This is a genomic window from Corynebacterium glutamicum ATCC 13032 (genome assembly GCF_000011325.1).
GTDB classification, from domain to species: Bacteria; Actinomycetota; Actinomycetes; order Mycobacteriales; family Mycobacteriaceae; genus Corynebacterium; species Corynebacterium glutamicum.
This window is the reverse complement of record NC_003450.3, coordinates 552,936-577,945: the sequence shown is the minus strand read 5'-3', so window position 1 is coordinate 577,945 and position 25,010 is coordinate 552,936. Positions and strand designations below refer to the sequence as shown.

Annotated in this window: 30 protein-coding genes and 1 riboswitch; of the genes, 13 read left to right on the top strand and 17 right to left on the bottom strand. The window is 53.6% G+C overall.

The window, feature by feature from the left end:
- Positions 1-19: 19 nt before the first annotated feature.
- The 11 genes from truA to secY all read right to left on the bottom strand — a co-directional run bounded on the left by truA (position 20) and on the right by secY (position 8,494).
- Positions 20-904, bottom strand: coding sequence for a tRNA pseudouridine(38-40) synthase TruA (gene truA, locus CGL_RS02850; protein ID WP_003860639.1), 885 nt, complete (start codon positions 902-904; stop codon positions 20-22).
- A 140-nt stretch (positions 905-1,044) separates the two neighbouring features.
- Positions 1,045-1,536, bottom strand: a complete 492-nt coding sequence (gene rplQ, locus CGL_RS02845; RefSeq protein WP_011013732.1) for a 50S ribosomal protein L17 — start codon at positions 1,534-1,536, stop codon at positions 1,045-1,047.
- A 55-nt stretch (positions 1,537-1,591) separates the two neighbouring features.
- Positions 1,592-2,608 carry a DNA-directed RNA polymerase subunit alpha gene (locus CGL_RS02840; protein ID WP_011013731.1) on the bottom strand — a complete coding sequence of 339 codons (1,017 nt, stop codon included), beginning with the start codon at positions 2,606-2,608 and terminating at the stop codon, positions 1,592-1,594.
- Positions 2,609-2,725: 117 nt separating this feature from the next.
- Entirely contained in the window at positions 2,726-3,331 is a 606-nt protein-coding gene (rpsD, locus tag CGL_RS02835; RefSeq protein ID WP_011013730.1) for a 30S ribosomal protein S4, read from the bottom strand.
- A 23-nt stretch (positions 3,332-3,354) separates the two neighbouring features.
- On the bottom strand, positions 3,355-3,759 hold the full coding sequence (rpsK, locus tag CGL_RS02830; RefSeq protein WP_003854428.1) for a 30S ribosomal protein S11: 405 nt from the start codon (positions 3,757-3,759) through the stop codon (positions 3,355-3,357).
- A gap of 2 nt (positions 3,760-3,761) precedes the next feature.
- Positions 3,762-4,130, bottom strand: coding sequence for a 30S ribosomal protein S13 (rpsM, locus tag CGL_RS02825; RefSeq protein ID WP_003854425.1), 369 nt, complete (start codon positions 4,128-4,130; stop codon positions 3,762-3,764).
- A gap of 190 nt (positions 4,131-4,320) precedes the next feature.
- Positions 4,321-4,539, bottom strand: a complete 219-nt coding sequence (gene infA / locus CGL_RS02820) for a translation initiation factor IF-1 (RefSeq protein ID WP_003854422.1) — start codon at positions 4,537-4,539, stop codon at positions 4,321-4,323.
- A 227-nt stretch (positions 4,540-4,766) separates the two neighbouring features.
- Entirely contained in the window at positions 4,767-5,516 is a 750-nt protein-coding gene (locus CGL_RS02815; protein WP_011013729.1) for a L,D-transpeptidase, read from the bottom strand.
- 159 nt (positions 5,517-5,675) lie between these two features.
- Complete coding sequence (gene map / locus CGL_RS02810) at positions 5,676-6,470, bottom strand: type I methionyl aminopeptidase (protein ID WP_011013728.1); 795 nt, start codon at positions 6,468-6,470, stop codon at positions 5,676-5,678.
- 156 nt (positions 6,471-6,626) lie between these two features.
- The gene (locus tag CGL_RS02805) at positions 6,627-7,172 is read right to left on the bottom strand and encodes an adenylate kinase (RefSeq protein WP_003854403.1); all 546 of its coding nucleotides are present in this window, start codon (positions 7,170-7,172) and stop codon (positions 6,627-6,629) included.
- Entirely contained in the window at positions 7,172-8,494 is a 1,323-nt protein-coding gene (gene secY, locus CGL_RS02800) for a preprotein translocase subunit SecY (RefSeq protein ID WP_003854402.1), read from the bottom strand. The genes CGL_RS02805 and secY overlap by 1 nt, the downstream gene beginning before the upstream one ends.
- 376 nt (positions 8,495-8,870) lie before the next feature.
- Between secY and CGL_RS02795 the strand changes: the two genes are divergently transcribed.
- The 11 genes from CGL_RS02795 (at position 8,871) to CGL_RS02745 (ending at position 19,752) form a co-directional block, all read left to right on the top strand.
- The gene (locus tag CGL_RS02795; RefSeq protein ID WP_011013727.1) at positions 8,871-9,677 is read left to right on the top strand and encodes an IclR family transcriptional regulator; all 807 of its coding nucleotides are present in this window, start codon (positions 8,871-8,873) and stop codon (positions 9,675-9,677) included.
- 186 nt (positions 9,678-9,863) lie between these two features.
- A complete protein-coding gene (locus tag CGL_RS02790) occupies positions 9,864-11,150 on the top strand; it encodes a cytochrome P450 (protein ID WP_011013726.1) in 1,287 nt (428 codons plus the stop codon).
- Between the two features lie 24 nt (positions 11,151-11,174).
- Complete coding sequence (locus CGL_RS02785) at positions 11,175-12,269, top strand: PEP/pyruvate-binding domain-containing protein (protein ID WP_011013725.1); 1,095 nt, start codon at positions 11,175-11,177, stop codon at positions 12,267-12,269.
- 46 nt (positions 12,270-12,315) lie between these two features.
- Positions 12,316-14,217, top strand: coding sequence for a PEP-utilizing enzyme (locus CGL_RS02780; protein WP_011013724.1), 1,902 nt, complete (start codon positions 12,316-12,318; stop codon positions 14,215-14,217).
- Positions 14,210-14,956 (top strand): SDR family NAD(P)-dependent oxidoreductase, encoded by a 747-nt coding sequence (locus CGL_RS02775; RefSeq protein WP_011013723.1) that lies wholly within the window; start codon positions 14,210-14,212, stop codon positions 14,954-14,956. The genes CGL_RS02780 and CGL_RS02775 overlap by 8 nt, the downstream gene beginning before the upstream one ends.
- A 26-nt stretch (positions 14,957-14,982) precedes the next feature.
- The gene (locus CGL_RS02770) at positions 14,983-15,303 is read left to right on the top strand and encodes a 2Fe-2S iron-sulfur cluster-binding protein (protein WP_011013722.1); all 321 of its coding nucleotides are present in this window, start codon (positions 14,983-14,985) and stop codon (positions 15,301-15,303) included.
- Positions 15,304-15,312: 9 nt separating this feature from the next.
- Positions 15,313-16,581 (top strand): NAD(P)/FAD-dependent oxidoreductase, encoded by a 1,269-nt coding sequence (locus tag CGL_RS02765; RefSeq protein ID WP_011013721.1) that lies wholly within the window; start codon positions 15,313-15,315, stop codon positions 16,579-16,581.
- Entirely contained in the window at positions 16,578-17,315 is a 738-nt protein-coding gene (locus CGL_RS02760; RefSeq protein WP_003860600.1) for an HD domain-containing protein, read from the top strand. Before CGL_RS02765 ends, CGL_RS02760 begins: the two co-directional genes overlap by 4 nt.
- The gene (locus CGL_RS02755; protein ID WP_011013720.1) at positions 17,312-18,805 is read left to right on the top strand and encodes an aldehyde dehydrogenase family protein; all 1,494 of its coding nucleotides are present in this window, start codon (positions 17,312-17,314) and stop codon (positions 18,803-18,805) included. The genes CGL_RS02760 and CGL_RS02755 overlap by 4 nt, the downstream gene beginning before the upstream one ends.
- 171 nt (positions 18,806-18,976) lie before the next feature.
- Positions 18,977-19,342 carry a hypothetical protein gene (locus CGL_RS02750; protein WP_011013719.1) on the top strand — a complete coding sequence of 122 codons (366 nt, stop codon included), beginning with the start codon at positions 18,977-18,979 and terminating at the stop codon, positions 19,340-19,342.
- 197 nt (positions 19,343-19,539) lie between these two features.
- Positions 19,540-19,752, top strand: a complete 213-nt coding sequence (locus tag CGL_RS02745) for an aldehyde dehydrogenase family protein (RefSeq protein WP_374197334.1) — start codon at positions 19,540-19,542, stop codon at positions 19,750-19,752.
- Between the two features lie 182 nt (positions 19,753-19,934).
- Here CGL_RS02745 and rplO read toward each other — a convergent pair whose 3' ends face one another.
- From rplO to rpsH, 6 genes are read right to left on the bottom strand one after another with little or no spacing between them, the layout of a single operon-like run.
- Positions 19,935-20,381, bottom strand: a complete 447-nt coding sequence (gene rplO / locus CGL_RS02740; protein ID WP_011013717.1) for a 50S ribosomal protein L15 — start codon at positions 20,379-20,381, stop codon at positions 19,935-19,937.
- Between the two features lie 6 nt (positions 20,382-20,387).
- Positions 20,388-20,573, bottom strand: a complete 186-nt coding sequence (gene rpmD, locus CGL_RS02735; RefSeq protein WP_003860590.1) for a 50S ribosomal protein L30 — start codon at positions 20,571-20,573, stop codon at positions 20,388-20,390.
- Between the two features lie 3 nt (positions 20,574-20,576).
- The gene (gene rpsE, locus CGL_RS02730; RefSeq protein ID WP_003854347.1) at positions 20,577-21,212 is read right to left on the bottom strand and encodes a 30S ribosomal protein S5; all 636 of its coding nucleotides are present in this window, start codon (positions 21,210-21,212) and stop codon (positions 20,577-20,579) included.
- 40 nt (positions 21,213-21,252) lie between these two features.
- Positions 21,253-21,657: a 50S ribosomal protein L18 gene (gene rplR / locus CGL_RS02725; RefSeq protein ID WP_003854346.1), complete on the bottom strand. Its 405-nt coding sequence runs from the start codon at positions 21,655-21,657 to the stop codon at positions 21,253-21,255.
- A 3-nt stretch (positions 21,658-21,660) separates the two neighbouring features.
- A complete protein-coding gene (gene rplF, locus CGL_RS02720; protein ID WP_003860588.1) occupies positions 21,661-22,197 on the bottom strand; it encodes a 50S ribosomal protein L6 in 537 nt (178 codons plus the stop codon).
- Between the two features lie 19 nt (positions 22,198-22,216).
- Positions 22,217-22,615 carry a 30S ribosomal protein S8 gene (gene rpsH, locus CGL_RS02715; RefSeq protein WP_003854344.1) on the bottom strand — a complete coding sequence of 133 codons (399 nt, stop codon included), beginning with the start codon at positions 22,613-22,615 and terminating at the stop codon, positions 22,217-22,219.
- Positions 22,616-22,972: 357 nt separating this feature from the next.
- Between rpsH and CGL_RS02710 the strand changes: the two genes are divergently transcribed.
- A complete protein-coding gene (locus CGL_RS02710; protein ID WP_011265577.1) occupies positions 22,973-23,497 on the top strand; it encodes a GNAT family N-acetyltransferase in 525 nt (174 codons plus the stop codon).
- 84 nt (positions 23,498-23,581) lie between these two features.
- Positions 23,582-23,743, top strand: a riboswitch (adenosylcobalamin (AdoCbl) riboswitch).
- Positions 23,744-23,816: 73 nt separating this feature from the next.
- Positions 23,817-25,001: a prenyltransferase/squalene oxidase repeat-containing protein gene (locus CGL_RS02705; protein WP_011013715.1), complete on the top strand. Its 1,185-nt coding sequence runs from the start codon at positions 23,817-23,819 to the stop codon at positions 24,999-25,001.
- Positions 25,002-25,010 lie beyond the last annotated feature (9 nt).

Here is a 25,010-nt window from a genome sequence, read left to right as displayed (position 1 = left end):
GAGACGAGTTTAGTCCCTTTTACTCATCATCTAGTTTTAGGCTCGCGGACGCGTCCGGAAACTCGCGAACAGCTCGGGTTTCCAGCGCTCTTTCCTGTAACTTATCAGCGGAAGGATAATCCACGCCAACCAAGCTCAAACCTTTCGCAGGTGCTACTGGAACCATGGGGCTGCGTTCGCTTGCATCAAGCAATTCTGCAGTAAACCCTGATCCGCGGCGTCCTTCGCCCACGGCCATGCAGGAGCCGACCAGCGAGCGCACCATCGACCAGCAAAAAGCATCGGCCACCACGTGTGCTTCATACACCTGCGGTTCGATGTCAGTGGAGACGTCTTTCCACGCAAATTTTTGTAGTTCACGCACCGTCGTCGCATGTGGCTTAGCTTTGCAAAACGCCACAAAATCATGCAGCCCCAGCAGTGCATCGGCGGCTAATTGCATCCGCTCTAGTTCGACAGGTTTTGGCCACTGCGCCGTGTCGTGGCGGCGCGTAGGCAGCGCGCCGGCGGGATGCGTCGTAATGCGATAAACGTAGTGCCTGCGCATCGCGGAAAATCGCGCATCAAACCCGGGCTCGGCAAAACGTACGCCATGCACCCGAATATCATCGGGCAGCAACCGACCCAAGCGCCGAACCAACTTGCTTGGATCGCCATCAATACTGCGCTGCTCTAAAGCGTGTGCCGGAATATCAAAGTGCGCCACCTGGCCCGCCGCATGCACCCCCGCATCGGTTCGCCCGGCCACAGTCAATTCAACAGTCTCACGCAGCACCATGCTCAAATTGTCTTCCAACACTTTTTGCACGGTGCGTAGATCGCTGGTCCCCTGCTTCGCCCAGCCATGAAAATCCGTGCCGTCATACGCTAGATCCAGCCGGATTCGCACCGTTGAATTGTCCATGTCTGCCTTTCATTTTTTGCTTTTCGACGTCACGCCCCACGCTTTACGGCTGCTCAGCGCAGCCGGGCGGGGTGCAGATACGTAAAATGCCCGCAGTAAACAATGTTCACTGCGGGCATTCTATGCGGAGTTAGAGAAATTTACTTCTCTTCTGCAGCCTCTTCGGTTGCGGTCTCCTCAGCTGGAGCCTCGACTACCTCTTCGGTCTCAGCCTCTTCAGCAGCCTTCTTGGAAGCAGATGCGCGGGTTGCGCGGGATGCTTCTGCGGAGACGGTCTCCTCGAGAACGAGGGAGATCTGGGACATAGGAGCGTTGTCGCCCTTACGGTTCTCCAGCTTGATGATGCGGGTGTAACCACCTGGACGGTTCTCGAACTTAGGAGCAAGTTCGTTGAACAGGTAAGCCACGATTTCCTTGTTAGGAACCAGTGCGAGAACGTTACGACGATCTGCAACGGAACCGGACTTAGCCTTGGTGATCAGCTTCTCAGCGTATGGACGCAGAGCCTTTGCCTTAGCATCGGTGGTCTTGATTGCGCCATGCTCGAACAGAGATGCAGCCAGGTTAGAGAGGATCTTCTTCTGGTGGCTTGCGGATCCGCCGAGGCGGGCGCCCTTCTTAGGGGTAGGCATTAGATGTACTCCTTGTACGTTGATTTAGCGCGGCCCATGAATTGGACCATGCGACTTACTCGGAATCTTCCGCCTCGACATCGATGTAGCCACCAGTTTCGGCGTCATAACCTTCAAGAGTTGAAGGATCGAAGTCTTCAGGAGCATCCTTCAGGGTCAGACCCAGGCCAGCAAGCTTGATCTTTACCTCGTTGATCGACTTCTGTCCGAAGTTGCGGATATCCAGCAAATCGGACTCAGCGCGCTCTGCGAGTTCACCCACGGTGTGGATGTCTTCGCGCTTGAGGCAGTTGTAGGAACGGACAGAGAAGTCCAGATCCTCGATTGGCATGCTGTAGGCAGCGATGTACTCGGTCTCCTGAGGAGATGGTCCGATCTCGATGCCCTCGGCTGCGATGTTCAGCTCGCGTGCGAGGCCGAACAGCTCAACCAGGGTCTTACCTGCCGACGCCAGGGCGTCACGTGCGGTAATAGAGTTCTTGGTCTCAACGTCGATGACCAGCTTGTCAAAGTCGGTGCGCTGCTCAACACGAGTAGCTTCAACCTTGTAGCTGACCTTCAGTACTGGGGAGTAGATCTGATCGACCGGAATGCGGCCGATCTCTCCACCGGTTGCAGTAACAGTTGCGGGAACGTAGCCACGTCCACGCTCGACGATGAGCTCGATCTCAATCTTGGCGGTCTCGTTCAGGGTTGCAATGTGCAGATCCGGGTTGTGGATCTCCACGCCTGCTGGTGGCTGAATGTCACCTGCAGTTACAACTCCTGGGCCTTCCTTGACCAGCTGCATAACAACTGGCTCATCGGAATCAGAAGACAAAACCAATCCCTTGATGTTCAAGATGATGTCAGAGACATCTTCCTTAACACCGCTGATGGTGGTGAACTCGTGGAGTACACCGTCAATCTTGACGCTGGTTACTGCTGCTCCAGGAATGGAGGACAGCAGGGTACGGCGCAGGGAGTTACCGAGGGTGTAGCCAAAACCTGGCTCCAGTGGCTCGATGACAAACCGGGAACGTGCGTTATTAACAAATTCCTCGGTGATGGTTGGGCGCTGTGAAATGAGCATTGAACTCTCCTTGAGTGACGACCGCTATTTGACGTCGGTAAAGGTTTCTAAAACCATGAAGGATGTTTGGAAAATCGAAAGATTCCTGTGCACCCGGGGCAGCCGGGTAAGCAAAAACTACTTCGAGTAGAACTCGACGATGAGCTGCTCTTGCAGTGGGATATCGATCTGTGCGCGCTCTGGGAGCTGGTGCACGAGGATACGAAGGTTCTCAGGAACGACCTGGAGCCAAGCTGGGACGACTGCGTCGGCCAGGTTGTCCTGAGCCTCTTCGAACCAGTTCATCTTCTGGGACTTCTCACGAACATTGATGATGTCGTACTGAGAAACGCGGAAAGATGGAACGTCGATTGCCTTGCCGTTCACGGTGAAGTGACCGTGGGAAACAAGCTGACGAGCCTGGCGACGGGTGTTTGCCAGACCTGCGCGGTACACGACGTTGTCGAGGCGGGACTCGAGCAGGACGACCAGGTTCTCACCGGTCTTGCCTGCGCGACGGTTAGCCTCGGCGTAGTAACGACGGAACTGCTTTTCCATGACGCCGTAGATGAAACGAGCCTTCTGCTTCTCCTGGAGCTGCAGCAGGTACTCGGACTCCTTGATGCGTGCACGGCCTGCCTGTCCTGGAGGGTAAGGACGGCGCTCAAACGCCATGTCTCCACCAACAAGGTCGACGCGCAGACGACGGGATTTACGGGTTGCTGGGCCGGTATAACGAGCCATTTTGTATTACCTTTCCTTCCCTATTAAACGCGACGACGCTTTGGTGGACGGCAGCCGTTGTGTGGCTGTGGGGTCACGTCGGAGATTGAACCGATCTCCAGGCCTGCAGCCTGAAGGGAACGGATTGCAGTCTCGCGGCCTGATCCTGGGCCCTTGACGAAAACGTCAACCTTCTTCATGCCGTGATCCATTGCCTTGCGGGCAGCGTTCTCTGCAGCCATCTGAGCAGCGAACGGAGTGGACTTACGTGAGCCCTTGAATCCGACGTGCCCAGAGGAAGCCCAAGAGATTACAGCACCGTTGGTATCAGTGATCGAAACGATGGTGTTGTTAAAGGTGGACTTGATGTAAGCGTTGCCGTTAGCAACGTTCTTTTTTACAACGCGACGGCCTGTGCGGCGCGCGTTAGTGCGTGCTTTAGGAGGCATTTTTACTTCTTCTTTCCGGCGATCGTCTTCTTAGGACCCTTACGAGTACGCGCATTGGTCTTGGTGCGCTGACCACGAACAGGCAGGCCACGGCGGTGGCGAATACCCTGGTAGCAGCCGATTTCGATCTTGCGACGGATGTCAGCTTGTACCTGGCGGCGGAGGTCACCCTCGACCTTCCAGGTGCCTTCAATAACGTCACGAAGAGCAGCGATCTGCTCATCAGTGAGGTTGTCGGTGCGCAGGTCTGGGGAGATTCCGGTCTCCTCGAGAAGCTGCTTGGAACGGGCTGGGCCGATTCCGTAGATGTAGGTGAGAGCGACTTCCATACGCTTGTTGCGTGGGAGGTCAACACCAGCTAGACGTGCCATGTGGCAGTTACCTTTCCGGTTGTTGCGATGGTTTTCCCCATAATCGCCCCTGCCAAGCAATACTTTCCCCGGACGGAAACCGGGAGGTGGATTGTGATTCGCAAGGCTTCAGCCATCGTTGCCTGAAGGTGTGTCAGCCTGCCGGGATATCCCCGACTGGCCCTGATATATGGAGGCTTAAAGCTTATTTTTACTTGTAGCGGTAAACGATTCGTCCACGAGTCAGATCATAGGGCGACAGCTCTACAACGACGCGGTCCTCAGGAAGGATACGGATGTAGTGCTGGCGCATCTTTCCACTGATGTGGGCGAGTACCTTGTGTCCGTTGTCGAGCTCGACTCGGAACATTGCATTCGGCAGAGGTTCGACAATGCGACCCTCAACTTCAATAGCGCCTTCCTTAGCCATATCCTCCGCTTTTCCAGAACACTCCCCTGCGGGAGGCCTTAAGTTTTTCCACTTCAAAATGGTTGCGTCACTCAAGATGTACGCACACCATCGATATAGGTTACACACCTTAGGAGCACATATCAAACATGAGTTGAATCACGCGCATTGGGGTCCCTAAAAAACACAAAAGCAGGCACGCCCAATCAATCATGATCTGAAAACGCGCCTGCTAGCAACGGTGAGTTTTAGTAGATGTACACCATGTCGCCGATGCCAACGTTGTTGAAGTAGTAGATGGCATCTTGAGTGTTTAGGCGAACACAACCAGCGGAAGTAGTCGCAACATTGCCCTGGTGGAATGCGTGGCCGTTGTAGGTGAAGTACATGGCGTACGGCATTGGGGCGTTACCGAACTCGTAAGAGATTTCATCCTTGACCTTGCGGTTGATGTAGAACGTTCCGCGAGGGGTTTCCTGGCCAACTCCGCCGGAGGAAACTGGGACTGCACCGTAGGTGACCTGACCGTTTTCCTGCAGCCAGGTACGTCCACCATCAATGTCCACGCAGACATCAGCGATTGCTGGGCAAGAGCCGCGGTCAAAGCGTGCGGCTTCTTCTGCGGCTACGCGGGCTGCTTCTGCTTCACGTGCAGCTGCTGCTTCGCGCTCAGCTTCTGCGCGTGCAGCTTCCTGCTCTGCTGCAACCTTTTCATCAACAAGTCCTGGGAACATGCCGTTGATGGCATTGTCTACCGCTGCGCGGACTGGGAGGGCTGCTGGCCCAATGGAGGCAAGTTGGTCTTGGATGGTGTTGCGGGTTGCCCACGCACCTTCACGAGCATCAGTCTGGATCTGGGAGCTGCCGGTTGCGAGGTCCTGTGCTGAAGCAGTTGCTGGCACAGCGATCAACGCGACTGAGGTAGCAGCTGCGGTGAGGATTGCAGCTGCGGCACGCTTGATTGACGCGCTGTATCGGATTCGAGAATTCTTCGCCATACGTTGAAGTATATAAGGCTGTTTTATGATTTTGATATTCGAAAGGTAAAAAAGTTTTATCGCCTCCTCCCCTGGCGGCACGCCGGGGAGGTCGCAAACCTTTGCTCAACCGGGCAACTTTTAGCCCCAAAACGTGGGGATGCGTCGAAAAGCATCATTTTAATAACGCGGCGTGAGGATGCGCGGGCCGCCCTTGGTGGCTGCAACGGTGTGCTCCCAGTGTGATGCCCATGAACCGTCGAGAGTCACGACAGTCCAATCATCTTCCAGCACTGCGGAATCTTCGGTGCCGAGGGTGAGCATAGGCTCAATGGCGAGCACGGAGCCCTCCTGAATCACAGGGCCCTTGCCGGCCTTGCCCTCATTAGCCAAGTATGGCTCCTCGTGCATGTGGCGGCCAATGCCGTGTCCGCCGTAGCCATCGACGATGCCGAGCGCGACGCCGAACTTGGACTCAGCCTTGCGGGTTGCGACCTCGAGAGCGTGGGAGACATCGGTCAAACGGTTGCCTGGAACCATGGCCTTCATGCCTTCCATGAGGACCCACTCGGTAGCCAAGTTGAGACCCTGGACGTCCTCGTCCAGCTCGCCGATGCCGAAGCTCCACGCGGAATCGCCGACCCAACCATCAAAGGTTGCGCCGCAGTCGATGGACACCAGATCGCCTTCCTCCAAGATGGTCTCCTTGGATGGAATGCCGTGAACAATCACCTCATTGACCGAAGCGCACACTGATGCCGGAAAACCCTGGTAACCCAGGAATGTAGGAACGGCGCCAGCATCGCGGATAACCTGCTCCGCGATCTGATCCAGATCCCACGTGCTCATGCCAGCTTTAGCCTCAGCGCGCACAGCCTGCAAAGCCTTGCCGACGATCTCACCCGCCGCCTGCATCGCGTCCAGCTCAGCGGCGGTCTTTGCCGCAATAACCTTCTTCTTGGAACGGAAACCCATGCTTCCACGTCTCTTTCTTCAAATTAAACTGTTAAAACCAAAGGTGGCCGGCACCGCACAATGCATGCGGTTCCGGCCACCTTGAGGTGAGTACTTCCACGTCACTGCTTGCTATCTACCTATCATCGTAGATTCAGCAGCACTAGAGAAGAAATCTTATTTGCCCAGTGCCTTGAGGGTACGAGCGTTGATCTCTTCGACTTCGCCTTCAGCCTCAATGTTGATGATCTTGTCACCGTAGTGATCGATCAGAGGAGCAGTCTCGTCGCGGTAGACACCGAGACGGGTGCGGATGGTCTCTTCGTTGTCATCAGCGCGACCACGGGACAGCATGCGCTCCACGACGACGTCTTCAGAAACCTGGTAGTTAACAACACCATCGAGGGTCTGGCCAGCTTCGGAAAGCAGGTTAGCCAAGATGTCAGCCTGCTCAACGGTGCGTGGGAAACCATCCAAAAGGAAGCCTTCTGCAGCATCGGACTCAGCAAGGCGGGAAGCAACCATACGTGCAGTCACGTCGGTTGGAACCAGCTTGCCAGCGTCGATGTACTGCTTGGCCTCGATACCCAGAGGGGTACCTTCGCCAATGTTGGCGCGGAAAAGATCGCCAGTAGAAATGTGAGGAATGCCAAGCTTCTCAGAGAGAATTGCAGCCTGGGTGCCCTTACCAGCACCGGGAGGTCCGAGGAGTACGAGTCGCATTATTTTAGAAGTCCTTCGTAGTTGCTTTGCAGGAGCTGGCTCTCAATCTGCTTCACTGTGGTCAGTGCAACAGATACAAGAATCAAGATTGCGGTTCCGCCGAATGGAGTTGCTCCGGCCGAACCGGCGTCAACACCTAGATCCAGCATAATGTTTGGCAGCACAGCAATGACAGCCAGGTACAGGGAACCAACAAACAGCAGGCGGTTCATGACGAATCCCAAGTACTCAGCAGTCGGGCGGCCCGGACGAATACCAGGGATAAATCCACCGTACTTCTTCATGTTTTCAGCCTGCTCAGCTGGATCATACTGAACGGAAACATAGAAGTAAGAGAAGAAGATGGTCAGTGCAAAGTACAAAACAATGTACTGCCAGGAAGAAGGCGTCTGCAGGTGCGCAATGATGTTGCGCTGCCACCAGTTATCAGACACTTCCAGCGAACCAGAGTTCACGATCTGAGTAATCAGCACTGGCATGTAAATCAGCGAAGACGCGAAGATCACTGGGATAACACCAGCTTGGTTGACCTTCAATGGCAGGTAAGTGGAAGAACCACCGTACTGGCGACGTCCCACCATGCGCTTTGCGTACTGCACTGGAATACGACGCTGGCCCTGCTCAACGAATACAACACCAATGACCAGGATCAGAACGGAAGCCAGAACAACAGCGAAAACCACGCCGCCGGAGTTACCCAGAATGTTCATGCCATCAGTTGGGAGGCGAGTTGCGATACCAGCGAAAATCAGCAACGACATACCATTGCCCACGCCCTTTTCCGTGATGAGCTCACCCATCCACATCACAAGCACCGCACCTGCAGTCATGGTGATGACCAAAACAATGAGATCGAAGAAGTTGCGATCAGCCGACAGCACACGAATACCTGCGCCAAGCAGCTGCTCACGGTCCGCCAACGCGACAATGCCTGAAGACTGCAGCAACGCCAAAGCAACCGTTAAGTACCTGGTGTACTGCATCATCTTGGCCTGGCCAGACTGGCCTTCCTTCTTCAACTCCTCAAAGTGTGGAATAACCACAGTCAGCAGCTGCACGATAATAGACGCCGTGATGTACGGCATGATACCAATAGCAAAAATGGACAGCTGCAACAGCGCTCCACCGGAAAACAGGTTAATCAGCGAATAAACGCTTGACTGATCCTGAGTCAAGTCACGCAGACGACCACTAATCGTTGCGTAGTCAACTCCCGGGGAAGGGATCTGCGCACCGATGCGGTATAGAACGATCATTGCGATAGTGAAGAAAATCTTCTTACGCAGATCGGCGTCCTTGAATGCCTGAATAATGGCGGACACTTATCCTCCTGGCCTCCTCAGCACTTAAACCCACATATTTTCACAATAGTGACTAAAAGGTACCGGGAGATGTGTTCTTTAGATCCTGGTCCGATTACAAATCGGACACGATTGACTTGTCCACCCTACCAGTATTTACCCAAGAACCGCATGGCAACCCCTTTTTTTGTAAGACGCATCATAGGTGCGAAAAGCTCCTCCCCTACCCCGCCCAATAGTTACCTTAAGTGTTGGATAATAAAAATACTGGGTCTGTGTCGCATCAAAGATTTGGCGATAGGCTTGAACAATACGTCGTTACACTGGCCGATTTGATACCTTTCAAAACTTTTACCCTTCATCGGAGTGCCAGGGGAACTTAGAGGAGCATTAAATAATGGCGGGAGGAAATCGCGAACCTGGACGTACAGTCACCTCCAAGGTGATCGCCGTACTGGGAGCTTTTGAACACACCATGCGTCCACTTGGTGTCACTGAAATCGCTGAGCTGGCAGACCTCCCACCAAGTACCACCCACCGTCTCGTTTCTGAATTAACCGAAGGCGGACTACTCAGCAAGAAATCTGATGGGCGCTACCAATTGGGCTTACGTATCTGGGAACTCGCCCAAAATACAGGACGGCAGTTACGCGACACTGCACGCCCGTTCATCCAAGAGCTCTACTCACTTACTTCCGAGACTGCGCAGCTAGTGGTCCGCGATAAAGATGAAGCACTTTTGATTGACCGAGCCTACGGCACGAAGAAAATTCCACGCTCGGCTCGAGTCGGTGGTCGACTACCTCTGAACTCCACTGCGGTTGGCAAGATTCTCCTTGCGTTTGATGAGCCATGGGTAAAACAGTCCTATCTCAAGCTGCCACTCAACGCCTCCACCCCAAAGACAATTGTGAATCCCGACGTCTTGGCTGCGCAGCTGAAACAAATTCACTCGCAAGGCTTTGCCATCACACATGACGAGCAACGAATCGGCGGCGCATCGATCGCCGTACCGGTCTGGCATACAGGAAAACTGGGAGCAGCACTGGGGTTGGTGGTTCCCACCGCACAGGCTGCAAATCTTGAGCGCTATCTCCCGATCCTTCAGGCGACAAGTCAGAGAATTACAAAAGCAACCGCGCTCATTCCTTTGGACACACTTTTGGCTTCACACAAAAATGCAGAACGAAAAGGCGATACCTAAACCCGCCCTCCATCTGCATAAACTAAAACTGATTCCACTGAGTGGAATCTGAATTCGTATCTTCATCTCTTCTTGACGACACTTTGAGTCACACCTAAAAGTGATAGCCATCACGAATCTTTAGGAAAAGTGATTCAAACTTCACTGTGATCGGCTTCGGCCACACACAAGTGTCAGGAGATGACAATGACTTCCCAGACTTCCCAACAATCCACCTCAACCGGTGGATGCCCATTCGGGCACACATCAGAGTCCACCAGCCATCACGGCTACCAGCCTTTCGATATGCACAACCCGTTTCCTGCATATAAAGAACTCCGTCAGGAAGAGCCAGTGATGTTCGATGAGCGCATCGGCTACTGGGTGGTAACCAAATATGACGACATCAAAACCACCTTTGATGACTGGGAAACATTCTCCTCTGAAAATGCACAAGCCCCAGTCCGCAAGCGTGGACCTCAGGCAACCCAAATCATGACCGATGGCGGCTTCACTGCATACTCCGGATTATCAGCTCGTATTCCACCAGAGCACACCCGCATCCGCGCAATCGCACAAAAGGCCTTCACGCCACGCCGCTATAAAGCACTCGAACCAGATATCCGAGCAATGGTGATTGATCGTGTGGAGAAAATGTTGGCGAATGATCAACACGTCGGCGATATGGTGTCAGATCTTGCCTACGACATTCCAACCATCACGATCCTGACGCTGATCGGTGCAGATATTTCCATGGTGGACACCTACAAGCGGTGGTCAGATTCCCGTGCGGCCATGACCTGGGGCGATCTTAGTGATGAAGAGCAGATCCCACACGCACACAATTTGGTTGAGTACTGGCAGGAATGCCAACGCATGGTAGCTGATGCACATGCACACGGTGGCGACAACCTCACCGCTGATCTAGTGCGAGCACAGCAAGAGGGTCAAGAAATCACCGATCATGAGATTGCTTCTTTGCTGTACTCCCTGCTTTTTGCGGGGCACGAAACAACCACCACGTTGATCTCCAATTGTTTCCGAGTTCTCCTCGATCATCCAGAGCAGTGGCAAGCCATTCTAGAGAATCCAAAACTGATTCCTGCGGCAGTGGATGAGGTCTTGCGGTACTCCGGCTCGATCGTGGGGTGGCGTCGAAAAGCATTAAAAGACACCGAGATCGGCGGCGTTGCCATTAAGGAAGGCGATGGTGTTCTGCTGCTCATGGGTTCCGCGAACCGCGATGAAGCTCGCTTTGAAAATGGCGAGGAATTCGATATCAGCCGCGCTAATGCGCGCGAGCACCTGTCTTTTGGTTTCGGCATCCACTATTGCCTAGGAAACATGCTGGCCAAACTTCAAGCCAAGATCTGTCTCGAGGAAGTCACCAGGCTTGTTCCTTCCCTGCACTTGGTTGCGGACAAAGCTATCGGGTTCCGGGAGAACCTCTCCTTCCGCGTCCCCACTTCTGTTCCCGTGACTTGGAACGCTTAACGCTTTATTAAATAAGGAGACACCATGACCAACAGTTTGAACATCCCGTTTGTCCAGCGCTTCGATGAAGGCCTGGATCCTGTTCTAGAAGTACTCGGTGGCAAGGGCGCTTCACTAGTCACCATGACAGATGCTGGAATGCCCGTTCCACCTGGATTTGTGGTCACTACTGCCAGCTTTGATGAATTCATCCGTGAAGCAGGGGTTGCTGAACACATCGATAAATTCCTAAACGATCTCGATGCAGAAGATGTTAAGGAAGTGGATCGAGTTTCTGCGATCATCCGCGATGAGCTGTGCAGTCTTGACGTTCCAGAGAATGCTCGTTTCGCAGTGCACCAGGCTTATCGCGATCTCATGGAACGATGCGGTGGCGACGTCCCGGTTGCTGTCCGGTCATCGGCCACTGCCGAAGATCTGCCCGATGCTTCCTTCGCAGGGCAACAGGACACCTATCTGTGGCAAGTCGGTTTGAGCGCTGTCACTGAACACATCCGTAAATGCTGGGCTTCGCTGTTCACTTCCCGTGCCATTATCTACCGTCTGAAAAACAACATCCCCAATGAGGGCCTCTCCATGGCGGTAGTTGTTCAAAAAATGGTCAACTCTCGTGTCGCAGGCGTGGCAATCACTATGAATCCTTCCAACGGCGACCGCTCGAAGATCACCATCGATTCCTCATGGGGTGTTGGTGAAATGGTGGTCTCAGGTGAAGTGACACCAGACAATATCTTGCTGGACAAGATCACGCTGCAGGTTGTCTCCGAACACATTGGAAGCAAACACGCTGAACTCATCCCCGATGCCACCAGTGGAAGCCTCGTGGAAAAGCCCGTTGATGAAGAACGCGCAAACCGCCGCAGTCTGACTGATGAGGAAATGCTCGCTGTGGCACAAATGGCTAAGCGTGCAGAAAAACACTACAAGTGCCCACAAGATATCGAATGGGCGCTGGACGCTGATCTGCCAGATGGAGAAAACCTTCTGTTATTGCAATCCCGCCCGGAAACTATCCACTCCAACGGTGTGAAGAAGGAAACCCCAACTCCGCAGGCTGCCAAAACCATAGGCACCTTCGATTTCAGCTCAATCACCGTCGCAATGACCGGCACGAAGTAAAACCACCGCATCTTTTCGTCGAAAAGCATCTAAAAGGAGTTTGACCATGGCTAATAAATCTTTCCCCAAGCCCTCCGATCTTCCAGTGCCCAAGGGCGCTGAAGGTTGGGAAGATCTGTACCCGTACTACCTCGTTTTCCAAGACAAGCTCATGGATCAAGAGAATGAGAAATTCTGGTTCTGCGATTCACAGCACTGGCCAACTGTGTTCAAGCCTTTTGAAACTATCGGTGGTGAATTCGCTGTAAAGTGCCTCGGCCAATACAACGCTCGGCATTTGATGATCCCGAATGCCAATGGCATCGAGTTCCGCGTGCATCTGGGATACCTCTATATGTCCCCTATTCCAGTGCCTGAAGATCAGATTGCGGAACGCGTCCCCATGTTCCAGGAACGCATCACGCACTACTTCCAAAACTGGGAGCCAATGCTGGCAAATTGGAAGGAGCGAGTATTAGGAACCATCAATGAGCTGGAATCTCTAGAATTCAAGCCACTGCCTGACTACGTGCCTATCGATGATATTGTCTCCGGAAAAGCCAAAGACGGCACCGAAGTACTCATGGAAAACTTCGATCGGCTCATTCAGCTCGCCTACCAAAACTGGCAATACCACTTTGAGTTCCTCAACTTGGGTTACATCGCTTACCTAGATTTCTTCAATTTCTGCAAGGAAGTCTTCCCAGATATCCCTGATCAATCAATTTCGATGATGGTTCAGGGCGTGGATATGGAGCTGTTCCGCCCCGATGATGAACTAAAGATTCTGGCACAGCTAGCGGTCGACCTTGGCCTGCAAACTCACTTTGCCAACCCGGATGATCCGCAAGCTACCTTGGCTGCTATCGCAAAGGCAGAAGGCGGCGCGACATGGATAGCGCGCTGGGAAGAAGCACAAGATCCGTGGTTCAACTTCACCGTCGGTAATGGCTTCTACGGTCACGATAAATACTGGATCGAGCACCTGGAACTTCCACTGGGGTACATCGCGGATTACATCCGCCGCCTAGATGAAGGCCAAACCATCTCCCGCCCGAAAGATGAACTCATCGCAGAAAAGGAACGCGTGGTGGAAGAATACCGCGACCTTTTGGATGGAGAACAACTCGCGCAGTTTGATGCTAAATGCGGCCTCGCTGCTACTGCATACCCCTATGTGGAAAACCATAACTTCTACATCGAGCACTGGACCATGTCAGTATTTTGGCGCAAAGTACGCGAACTTTCCCGCACTCTCCAGGGCTACGGTTTCTGGGAGAACGAGGATGACATGTTGTACCTCAACCGCACTGAAGTCCGCGATGTCCTCTTCGACCTGGCTACTGCGTGGGGTGTCGGCGCACCCGGTGGTCCAATTGGCACGATCATTTGGCCGGAAGAAATTGAGCGAAGAAAAGCAATTGTCACCGCTTTGAAAACTGCCCGACCAGCGCCAGCTCTTAACACTCCTCCAGAGTCCATCACCGAACCTTTCACCCGCATGCTCTGGGGAATCACCACCGAACAGGTGCAATCATGGTTGGGCAATGACGAGGATGCCGAAGAAGGAACCCTTAAAGGCATGGCTGCATCCCCTGGTGTGGTGGAAGGCTACGCTCGAGTAATTCTCAGCGCAGATGACCTTTCAGAAATCCAGCAGGATGAAATCCTCGTTGCCCCTGTAACAGCACCTTCTTGGGGCCCAATCTTTGGCAAAATCAAGGCAACAGTCACTGATATTGGTGGCATGATGAGCCATGCTGCGATCGTGTGCCGCGAATACGGCTTGCCGGCTGTTACTGGAACTGGCGCTGCATCCACCACCATCAAAACCGGCGATTACCTCAAGGTCGATGGAACCAAGGGCAAGGTTGTCATTGTTGATCCAGATGCGCCACGCATCGAAGGACCCGGCGCGCACAGCCATGCGCACTCAGTAGCAGCACATGGGGTGGATACACATGCCTAGTCCACGCACTGTTCTTATCACTGGTGCCGCTGGCGGTTTGGGTCGGGCATTCGCTGAAGGTTTCGCAGCCCAAGGAGACCGTATCGCGGTGGCGGATATCAATCTGGATGGGGCGCAAGAGACCGTTGACAAGCTGAAAGCATTGGGCGCAGATGCCGCAGCCTTTGAAGTTGATGTCACGTCTTTGGAGTCCACCGAGGCCCTAGCCGCCGGTGCCGCTGAGTTTGGCGGTGGCCGAATTGATGTCCTTATTAATAACGCAGCGATATATGCGACAGTGACTCGTTCACCGTTTGAGGATATTGACCCTGCGGAGTGGGATTTGGTCATGGGAGTCAATCTCAAAGGCCCGTGGTTGGTGACGCGTTCTGTGAGTCCGTTTTTGTCCGATAATGCCCGTGTGGTCAATCTTTCCAGCGCGACTGTGTTTTCAGGATCTGCACACTGGGCGCACTACGTGGCATCCAAAGGTGGGGTCATTGCTTTAACCAGGGTGCTTGCTAAAGAGCTGGGTGGTCGTGGGATCACGGTCAATGCGGTTGCGCCTGGGTTTACGCTGACTGAAGCCAGCTTGGGACTCATGGATAGCGCGGAAACGTACGGTGTCGATCGCGGATCCATCAAGCGCGCAAGCCAACCGAAAGACATCGTCGGCACCACCATGTTTCTTGCATCCCCAGAAGCCGAATACATCACTGGGCAAACACTCATCGTTGATGGTGGCCGACAGTTCATCTAAGTACTAAAAGTTCTAAGGAGAAGATCATGTCTACTATTCATTTCATTGATCATGCTGGCAAAACCCGCACCATCGAGGCGACTGTTGGTGATTCAGTAATGGAGACCGCAGTCCGAAACGGAGTGCCTGGAATTGTTGCTGAATGCGGCGGTTCCTTATCGTGTGCAACCTGCCATGTGTTTGTTGACCCTGCACAGTATGATGCGCTTCCCCCAATGGAGGAGATGGAAGATGAAATGCTGTGGGGTGCTGCCGTGGACCGTGAGGATTGCTCCCGTTTGTCTTGCCAAATCAAGGTCACCGAAGGCATGGATCTTTCGTTGACCACGCCAGAAACGCAAGTGTGAGGTTGAATCATGAATACTTCAGCTGAAACTGGAATCTTGATCATCGGTGCAAACCAATCGGGTGTGCAGCTGGCGATTTCCCTGCGGGCCACGGGTTTCACCGAATCGATCACGCTTCTAGGCGAGGAGGATCACCGCCCCTACCAGCGTCCCGCCTTGTCCAAGGAGTTCCTCCAGGACAAGATCGACAAAGAGCGTCTGATTTTCCGTTCCAATGAGTATTGGGAAGAAAATAATATTCGCCTGGTCAAGGGCGTGCGCATCGAACGCATTGAAAAGAACGACGACGGATCAGGGGTCGCCTACGGCGCCGGACAAGAATTCGCTTTTCGACGTCTCGCTCTAGCGGTTGGTGCCCGCCCTCGCCACCTCGACCTCCCGGGCGCCACCTTGGAGGGTGTCACCTACCTGCGCAACGCGGACGACGCCTTGGCGCTCAAAGCGATGATTGGTTCTGTCACCGATGCCGTTGTAGTCGGTGGTGGGTTCATCGGATTGGAAGCTGCGTGTTCGCTTCATGACCTCGGCAAAAATGTCACCGTCCTGGAATATGGTCCGCGTCTGATTGGCCGAGCGGTGGGTGAAGAAACCGCAGCATTCTTCCTCGAACAACACCGTTCCCGTGGCGTAAATATCGTGCTTGATGCCCGCATGAAACAGTTTGTGGGCAAGGATGGAAAGCTCAGCGGCATTGAGCTAGAAGATGGCACAGTAATTCCTGCCCAACTAGTCATTGTGGGCATCGGTGTCATTCCGAACACAGAACTTGCCGCTGTTCTGGGCTTAGACATCAACAACGGCATCGTGGTGGATAAACATGCCGTCGCGTCAGATGGCACCACCATTGCGATTGGCGATGTCGCCAACATTCCCAATCCAATCCCTGGTTCCCCCGCTGATGAACGCATCCGACTAGAAAGCGTCAATAACGCCATCGAGCACGCAAAGATCGCTGCATACTCACTCGTCGGCCAGCCCGAAGCCTACGCCGGAATCCCCTGGTTCTGGTCCAACCAAGGCGATCTCAAACTACAAATTGCAGGACTTACCCTTGGTTATGACAGCACAGTAATCCGACAGGATCCCGAGAAAAAGAAGTTCTCTGTCCTTTATTACCGTGGCGACAACATCATCGCCGCCGATTGCGTCAACGCTCCACTGGATTTCATGGCTGTGCGCAGTGCACTTTCCAGGAACCAAAATATCCCCGCCGACCTTGCTGCAGATATTTCGCAGCCGCTGAAAAAACTAGCCGTTGACCTGGAGGTTACCCGATGACTCGCAGTAATTTACCCGCTTGGGAGCAAGCAGACCCCAGCGTCCACGCCTCTGATCCCCGCGCCATCACTTTTGCGGAGGATTTTGGGATTCGTCCCATCCCGGCCGTAGGTCCAATTGATACCACCGCTATCTGTGCAACACCTTCAAATGGATTTGAGCAATTATGGAAAGCCATTGAGCCGGAAACCCGCACCCGCGCCAACGACATTCATCTTCCCATCGTCGTGGCGTACGCTGAACGTCTCTGCGACGCTTACCCACTGGCAGATAGAGAATTGGTTCTCGTAGCCGCAATCCTCCACGACACGGGCTGGGCACATGTCGATGAGAGCCGAATCATCTCCGAAGGATTCTCCGGAAACTGGCGCAAAGCAGCAATCCGCTTCGAACACGAAACAGAAGGCTGCACTGTGGCCCGCCGAGTGCTTCCATCCCTCGGATATACTGTCGATTTTGTCGAGCATGTCTGCGACATCATCGACGGACACGACACCCGCCAAGTGGCCTACTCACTAGAAGACGCTCTTGTTCGCGATTGCGACCGACTCTGGCGTTTCGACCGCGCCGGGATCACGGCTTCTAGCTCATGGTTCGGGATGCCAGTCTCAGATTATGTCGACCGCCTGCACAGGGAAATCCTCCCAGAATTAATCACCGAAGCTGCACACCAGATGGCTACTGCAGACCTCAATCGTGCAAAGGCCCTGTTAAGAACGGATGCGATCCGATGAATGCTGCAACCAGGCGTGCTTCTCTGCAACTCCCCTATACCCATGTCGATGATTTCTACATCAACGGTTCCTGGGTTAAAGCAGAAGGAACACAACGCAACCCCGTAGTTGATCCTGCGGTCGGTCAAGAATGGGGATCTGTTCCAGAAGCAACCGCATCTGAATTGGACTCTGCGGTGGGAGCTGCACGTACAGCGCTAAAGTCGTGGAGTGCACTTACAGGTGCGGAACGAACAGGCTACCTCCTGAAAATCGCGACGGAAATTGAATCCCGTTCTGAAGCTCTAGCACTTACTAATACCCGCGAAAATGGTTCCCCCATTTCCGAGACCCGTGGAGCTGCGTCCAATGCAGCAGGAATTTTCCGTTACTTTGCCACTCTCGCGCCTTGGTTAGACGGCGAAGACATCCGCCCATTTCCTGCCGGTAGCGCCGAATCCATCGTGGATAAAGATCCCATCGGTGTCTGCGCACTCATCGCCCCATGGAATTTCCCGATCAACCTTGTAGTCATCAAACTGGCACCAGCACTTCTTGCCGGCTGTACCGTCATCATCAAACCAGCCTCCCCCACCCCACTGTCGATCCGTTTCATCATCGAAGCCATCGAAGCCGCCGGAGTGCCAGCAGGCGTAGTCAACCTACTCACCGGTTCAGGGCGTTTCGGTGATGCCCTTGTCCGCCACCCCGGAGTAGACAAGGTAGCGTTTACCGGATCAACGCCTGTTGGAAAGAAGATCGCTGCCGCCTGCGGAGAACTACTCCGACCAGTGACTTTAGAGCTAGGCGGAAAATCTTCCGCGATTATCCTTCCTGATGCAGACATGTCAGTACTCTCGACGCGGTTGATTCGATCCTGTATGCGCAACACTGGACAAACCTGCTACATCAGTACCCGGATTATTGCCCCTAGCTCACGCTATGCGGAAGTCGTACAAACAGTGGCAAGCACTATCGCTGCAGGTAGACAAGGTGACCCCTATGATGAAGAAACGGTTTTTGGGCCAGTTGCCAGCGCCTCTCAGTACTCAACCGTCATGTCTTACATTGACTCCGCACGAGAGGAAGGTGCACGAGTGGTTGCAGGTGGAACCCGGTCAATCAGCCTTTCTGAAGGTTTAGAATCAGGCGAGTTTATCCAACCAACCGTGTTTGCCGATGTCACCCCCGACATGCGGATATCACGCGAAGAAATCTTCGGCCCTGTTATTTCCATCCTAAAGTACGACGATACAAACGGTGTTTCCGAAGCAATCGCACTAGCCAACAACACGAAATTCGGTCTCGGTGGCTTGGTATTTGGTGCGGATGAGGAACAAGCACTAGAAGTCGCCCGTCAAGTGGATTCTGGTTCCGTAGGCATCAACTTCTTCGGTTCCAACCATTCCGCCCCATTTGGAGGACGCCACGAATCCGGTATGGGAGTGGAATACGGCATCGAAGGCCTCAGTGCTTACCTGACATACAAGAGTATTCACCGAACCATTTAGTTACTGAAAGTTCTCAGCTAAACACCCGCCGCGTTTCATTGTGGCGGGTGTTTAGTTTTAGGGAAGCCCATTTGTATCGCATCAAACTAATGATCATCCATGCTCAGTATGGTTTGCTTATTAAAAGCTATTCCCATTTAGAACATTTGATGCCCAACAGGAGTCCGCGCAGTGCAACATCCCCCGGTACCCGGTAAATCGATTCTTGCTTTTTACGCAGTAGTTCTTGTCGCGCTTTGTTTGTGGTTCAAGATTGGTTCTATTCCAGACATAGTGGTAATTGGCTTTATCCTTGCACTTTCCTTCGCTTCGGCCATCATTACCGCAGCACTCACTCAAAAATCTCCCCAATGGGTTCTTCTGACCGTAGGACTTGTTGGCCTGATCATTGTGGGAATTTGCATCTATCTCTGGATCACCGTTCCCGAGGGAATTCTCGATGTCGCCGTCCTCCTTGTGGCTTCAGGAGCAGTCATCGCCGAATCTTCCCTACTTATTAGCCGAATGTGGCCCAGGCGCCGTCAAGCTACTAGTTAACCCTTTTCGCCAAAATCAAACCTCACCGGAATCTCTACAAGCCAAGAACAAGATATTCGCCAATAGAGCCCCTTCAAAAGGCCAGGTTGGAAAGTTCCAATTCTCAGGCACAGGGACGTGCGGACAGAATTCTCGATTCAGCCTTGAAAGAAGGCGCTTCAATAGTTGTTGATGGCCGTACAGCTCGAGAATTTCAGATGGACATCGAAGTCGGAATGGTTGGCATTAACGTGCCAATCCCAGTCCCAATTGGCGCTTTCTCATTTGGAGGTTGGAAAGACTCACTATTCGGAGACACACACATGTATGGATCTGAGTCTTTCAACTTCTATACCCGAAGCAAGGTGGTTACCACTCGCTGGCCTCTTCCAAATGAATCACAGATTGAGCTTGGCTTCCCCACCCACTAAGTAAGTCTCTTTGCAATGCCACTCTTGTTACCCCACAGAGTGGCATTTTCCATGCACTCAAATCAAACCCAATCAGTAGGCCCCCTGCGCAATCCCCCTCCGAGAACCCCAGGTCCTCCCAAAAAACCTAAAAATGACCCCCAAGGTTTCCCTTGGAGGTCATTTTTAAAGTTCTGGTGAACTTATGCCACGGTTGCGGAGCCGCCAGCGGCTTCGATCTTTTCCTTGGCAGAGCCGGAGAACTTGTTAGCGGTGACGTTCAGCTTGACGCTGATGTCGCCGTTGCCAAGAACCTTAACCAGTTCGTTCTTGCGGACAAGTCCTGCTGCAACGATGTCAGCAATGCTGACGTCGCCGCCCTGTGGGAACTTCTCTGCGAGATCTGCAATGTTAACTACCTGGTAGTCAACCTTGTTAGGGTTCTTGAAGCCCTTCAGCTTAGGAAGACGCATCTGCAGTGGCATCTGGCCACCTTCGAATGCTGCAGAAACCTGCTTGCGTGCCTTGGTACCCTTGGTACCGCGACCTGCAGTCTTACCCTTGGATGCTTCGCCTCGACCAACGCGGGTCTTAGCTTTGTTTGAGCCCGCTGCTGGGCGCAAATCGTGGAGCTTAATTGGTTCGCTCATTGTTACCTACTCCCCCGCCACTTCTTCGACGACGATCAGGTGGCGAACTGCCAGGATCATGCCACGTACCTCTGGGGTATCGGGGCGGATCACGGTGTGGCGGATTCGCTTCAGACCGAGGGAACGAAGATTTTCGCGATGCTTGGGCTTGGTGCCCACAGTGCCTTTGATCTGAGTAATCTTCAGCGCCATTTCTTACGCCTCCTGACCTGCGCGTGCACGCAGAATACGTGCTGGTGCGACCTCTTCGATGGTCTTGCCACGGCGGGCTGCAACCTCTTCAGGGCGGACCAGCTGCTTCAGGCCATCCACAGTTGCGTGGACGACGTTGATAGCGTTGTCAGAACCAAGGGACTTGGACAGGATGTCTTGGATACCTGCGCACTCAAGAACTGGACGTGCTGCGCCACCGGCGATAACACCGGTACCTGGAGCAGCTGGCTTCAGCATAACGATGCCGGCTGCCTTTTCGCCCTGAACTGGGTGGGTGATGGTGCCGTTGACCATTGGGACGCGGAAGAAGTTCTTACGAGCCTCTTCTGCACCCTTCTGGATTGCGGCAGGAACTTCCTTGGCCTTGCCGTAACCGACACCGACCATTCCCTTGCCGTCGCCAACGATGACAAGTGCGGTGAAGCTGAAGCGACGACCACCCTTGACGACCTTGGACACACGGTTGATGGTGACTACACGCTCGATGTACTGTGAGCGCTCGTCCTGCTGCTGATTGCGACGGTCATCGCGGCGGCCTCCGCCACGACGCTCGTTGCGATCGTTTTGCTTGTTGTCGTCGGCGGAGCGTCCGCCGTCACGCCGTTCACGTCCCGGCATTACGCAATCCTTCCGTTGATGTTCTTAGAAATGGTCATCATTAGAATTTCAGACCACCTTCACGAGCGGCGTCAGCGAGAGCTGCAACGCGGCCGTGGTACTTGTAACCAGCGCGGTCGAAGACGACCTGCTCGATACCAGCAGCCTTAGCGCGCTCGGCGATCAGCTGACCGACCTTTGCGCCCTTAGCCTTCTTGTCGCCCTCAGTTGCGCGAACCTCAGCCTCGATGGAAGAAGCTGCAGCCAGGGTGTGGCCTGCAACGTCATCGATGATCTGAACGTGCATGTGGCGAGAAGAGCGGTGGACAACCAAACGTGGAGCCTCTGGGGTGCCACGCAGGTTCTTGCGGATGCGGAAGTGGCGGCGTGCACGGGCAACGCGACGACGAGTCGCGATGTCCTTGCCAACGGAAACGCGCTTCTGCTTGTTTTCAGTGTTGCTCATTGCTTACTTACCCGTCTTTCCGACCTTGCGGCGGATCTGCTCACCCTCGTAGCGGATGCCCTTACCCTTGTAAGGATCGTCCTTACGCAGGCGGCGGATCACTGCTGCGACCTGTCCAACCTTCTGCTTGTCGATGCCAGAAACTGAAAGCTTGGTGTTGCCATCAACTGCGAAAGTGATGCCTTCAGAAGCTTCAATCAGAACTGGGTGTGAGTAGCCGAGGGAGAACTCAAGGTCCTTGCCCTTCAGCGCGACACGGTAACCGACACCGAAGATTTCCATCTTGATGGTGTAGCCCTCGGTGACGCCGACAACCAGGTTGTTAACCAGGGAGCGGGAGAGACCGTGGAGGGAACGGTTAGTGCGGTGATCATCCGGGCGGGTGACGACAATCTTGCCGTCTTCCACTGCAACGGAGATTGGCTCTGGAACGTTAACGTTCAGGGTGCCCTTAGGACCCTTAACCTCAACGAGCTGTCCGTCAATCTTGGTTTCGACACCGGATGGGATGGTGATCGGTTCTTTTCCGATACGTGACATATTTAGTCAATCCTCCCTATTACCAGACGTAGGCGAGGACTTCTCCGCCTACGCCCTTCTCGGTAGCCTGACGGTCGGTCAGGAGGCCCTGTGACGTGGAAATGATAGCCACGCCAAGGCCGCCCAGAACCTGTGGCAGATTGGTGGACTTAGCGTATACACGCAGACCAGGCTTGGAAACGCGGCGCAGACCAGCGATGGAGCGCTCACGGGTGTTGCTGTACTTCAGCTCGAGGGACAGGGTCTTGCCGACCTTTGCATCCTCAACGGTGTAGTTAGCGATGTAGCCTTCCTGCTTCAAGATCTCGGCGATGTTTGCCTTGATCTTGGAGGATGGCATGGACACGGTGTCGTGGTGCGCATTGCTAGCATTGCGCACGCGCGACAGCATGTCGGCGATTGGATCAGTCATTGTCATTAGAGACGACCTGATGCCTTTCTCGTTGGGGTTCCCTTCCCACCTTGGACGTTAACCGTGTGTTTTCTGGCCACTCAACGCTCACCGAACTCAATAGTCGGTTTGCTCGCTACCATTTCCCACACGGATCGCCATTCATGGCGGGGGGCCTACAACAAAGTAGGTGTTTACGTTTACATGGATCTTTAAAACACCGTTGTGCTCTATAGAGTTTTCTGGTGCAAAGTCCAAACGGACAGAGTACAGCAAGTGAACACTAAAACACAAACTTCCTAGCACGCTTATCGACGCCGCCCTCCATCAGCCCTCCCCCGCGTGCCCCACGCGGGGCACGGTTAGCGCTGCTAACCTGGCCCGATGTACAAATTAATCTCACCGCATTTGTCAGGCCACGCCATGTGGAAAGAGGCTTTGGAAGAATTCGGATCAGGCCCCATCCACGGCTCGGGTTATTTCGAGAACTATCTTCCCATCGACTATTCCGAAGCAGGATTTCACCACTACCTCAAGGAGCGCACTGACGCGGCCGATCCTTCGGTTCCACCACCGGAAGGTTTTGTGCACTGCAGCTATTTCTGGATCGTTGATGATGACGATGTTCTTGTCGGATTCTTAGCTTTAAGGCACGAGCTGAACCAACATCTCCTGGAAGTCGCGGGCCACATTGGTTACGGCGTGCGCCCGTCTGCGCGTCGAAAAGGTGCTGCAACCGCAGCGCTGAAACTCGGTGTTCATGAAGCTCAGGCCTTGGGCATCGACAAGGTTTTGCTGTGCGTCGCAGGAGATAACGAAGCGTCCAGGAACGTCATCGAAAAGTGCGGTGGAGTTTATGAATCCACGATCCGTGGAATGCGACGCTATTGGATAGCCACAGATTCTTAAAAAATCTTCGCAAGAACTTACATTTTCCCTGCCACCCCTACGGGGGCTTTCATTTGACCAGCACCGATGGTGATTTTATGGTGTAGGACACCATCCGTTCTTTTTCAGGGGAATTTCGGTGAGAACCCGAAGCTGACCCGCAACCGTATTATGCAATCGCTTTCACCAGGTATTGCATTAAGCCGGATCACCTGAATAAGAAATGAGTGGCTCCAAACCGTCGAGGATTACGGTTCTGAAGCCCGTATTGAAGCGCAGTAATGTGTGCCTTAAAGCGGGGTCAGAACATTTCTCCAATTCATTTTAAGGACATGTTTTCATGGCTCATCTACGTGGGAAGAGAACCATTCGCTGGTCTGCTGCAACCGTGGCTTTAGCAACCGGTGTTTCCCTGTTGGCTCCACAGGTCGTTGCTGCACAGGATGCATCATCGGATATTCAATTAGCTACCCAATTCATCGAAAAAGAATTTGCAACGAATGGCCTCATCCCTGGGCCTGTAGGTACTCCAGATATTGGGCTCAATCAGGATCTGTTGCTGTCCCTAAATGCGCTTGCCCCTGATTCTCCAGAGATCGACGCTGCATATGCTGCAATTGCTCCGGAGCTCGAGGGCTATGTCTCAGTTTCTGACTACATCTTCAGCGATCGTCTAGCCAAGACCGTAGCTTTCCAAGATGCCCTCGGCGTCAGAGATGCTGATTTTATCGCGCAACTTGTCAGCGCTGTTCAAGAAAACGGTCAGATCAAAAACTTAGATAATGGTGAAGCCACAACTGCAATTAATAACTTCAGCCAGGCCTGGGGCGTTCTAGCTCTGCACCGCGTCGGTGAAACCGAAGCAGCCGAGCGCGCAACAGAATTCCTTAAAACTCAAGTGTGCTCCGACGGTGGTGTCCAATTAGCCTCAGCAATCGAACCTACATGCAAAACCACGGATTCCGATGTCACTGCAATGGCTGCACAGGCTTTGACTCTGGCAAATGGTGCGCAGGATCCAACCACACAAGCCACTCTCGATTACCTCGTCACCACGATGGATGAGACCGGTGGTGTCAAAAATACTTGGACCGGTGTGAATTCCAACTCCACGGGAATTGTCGGATCCGCTTTTGCTCTTGCGGGCGATGAGGAAAACTACCTCAAGGCTCGTGAATACCTGGCATCTGTTCAATTTGGCGAAGATGCAGACCCATCGATTCAGGGTGGCTTTGCTTTCACCGTGAAGGCTAAGGAAACCAACACTGCGATTAGCGATCAGATTCGACGCGCAACTGGCCAAGCAGCATTAGGTTTTGCAGGCGGTAACTACGCCAACGATAAACTGATCACCATTGCGAACCCAGTAGATCCAACTCCAGATCCAGAAATTCCAACTCCCCCAGCTGATTCAGAGGGATCCACCGGTGGAATTGGCGGCGCTGGAATTATCATCGCCATCTTGGCCATCCTTGCCGCCATCGCTGGTGTCATGGGACCAATGATGGCTAACCTGCAGTTTTAACATCTGAGA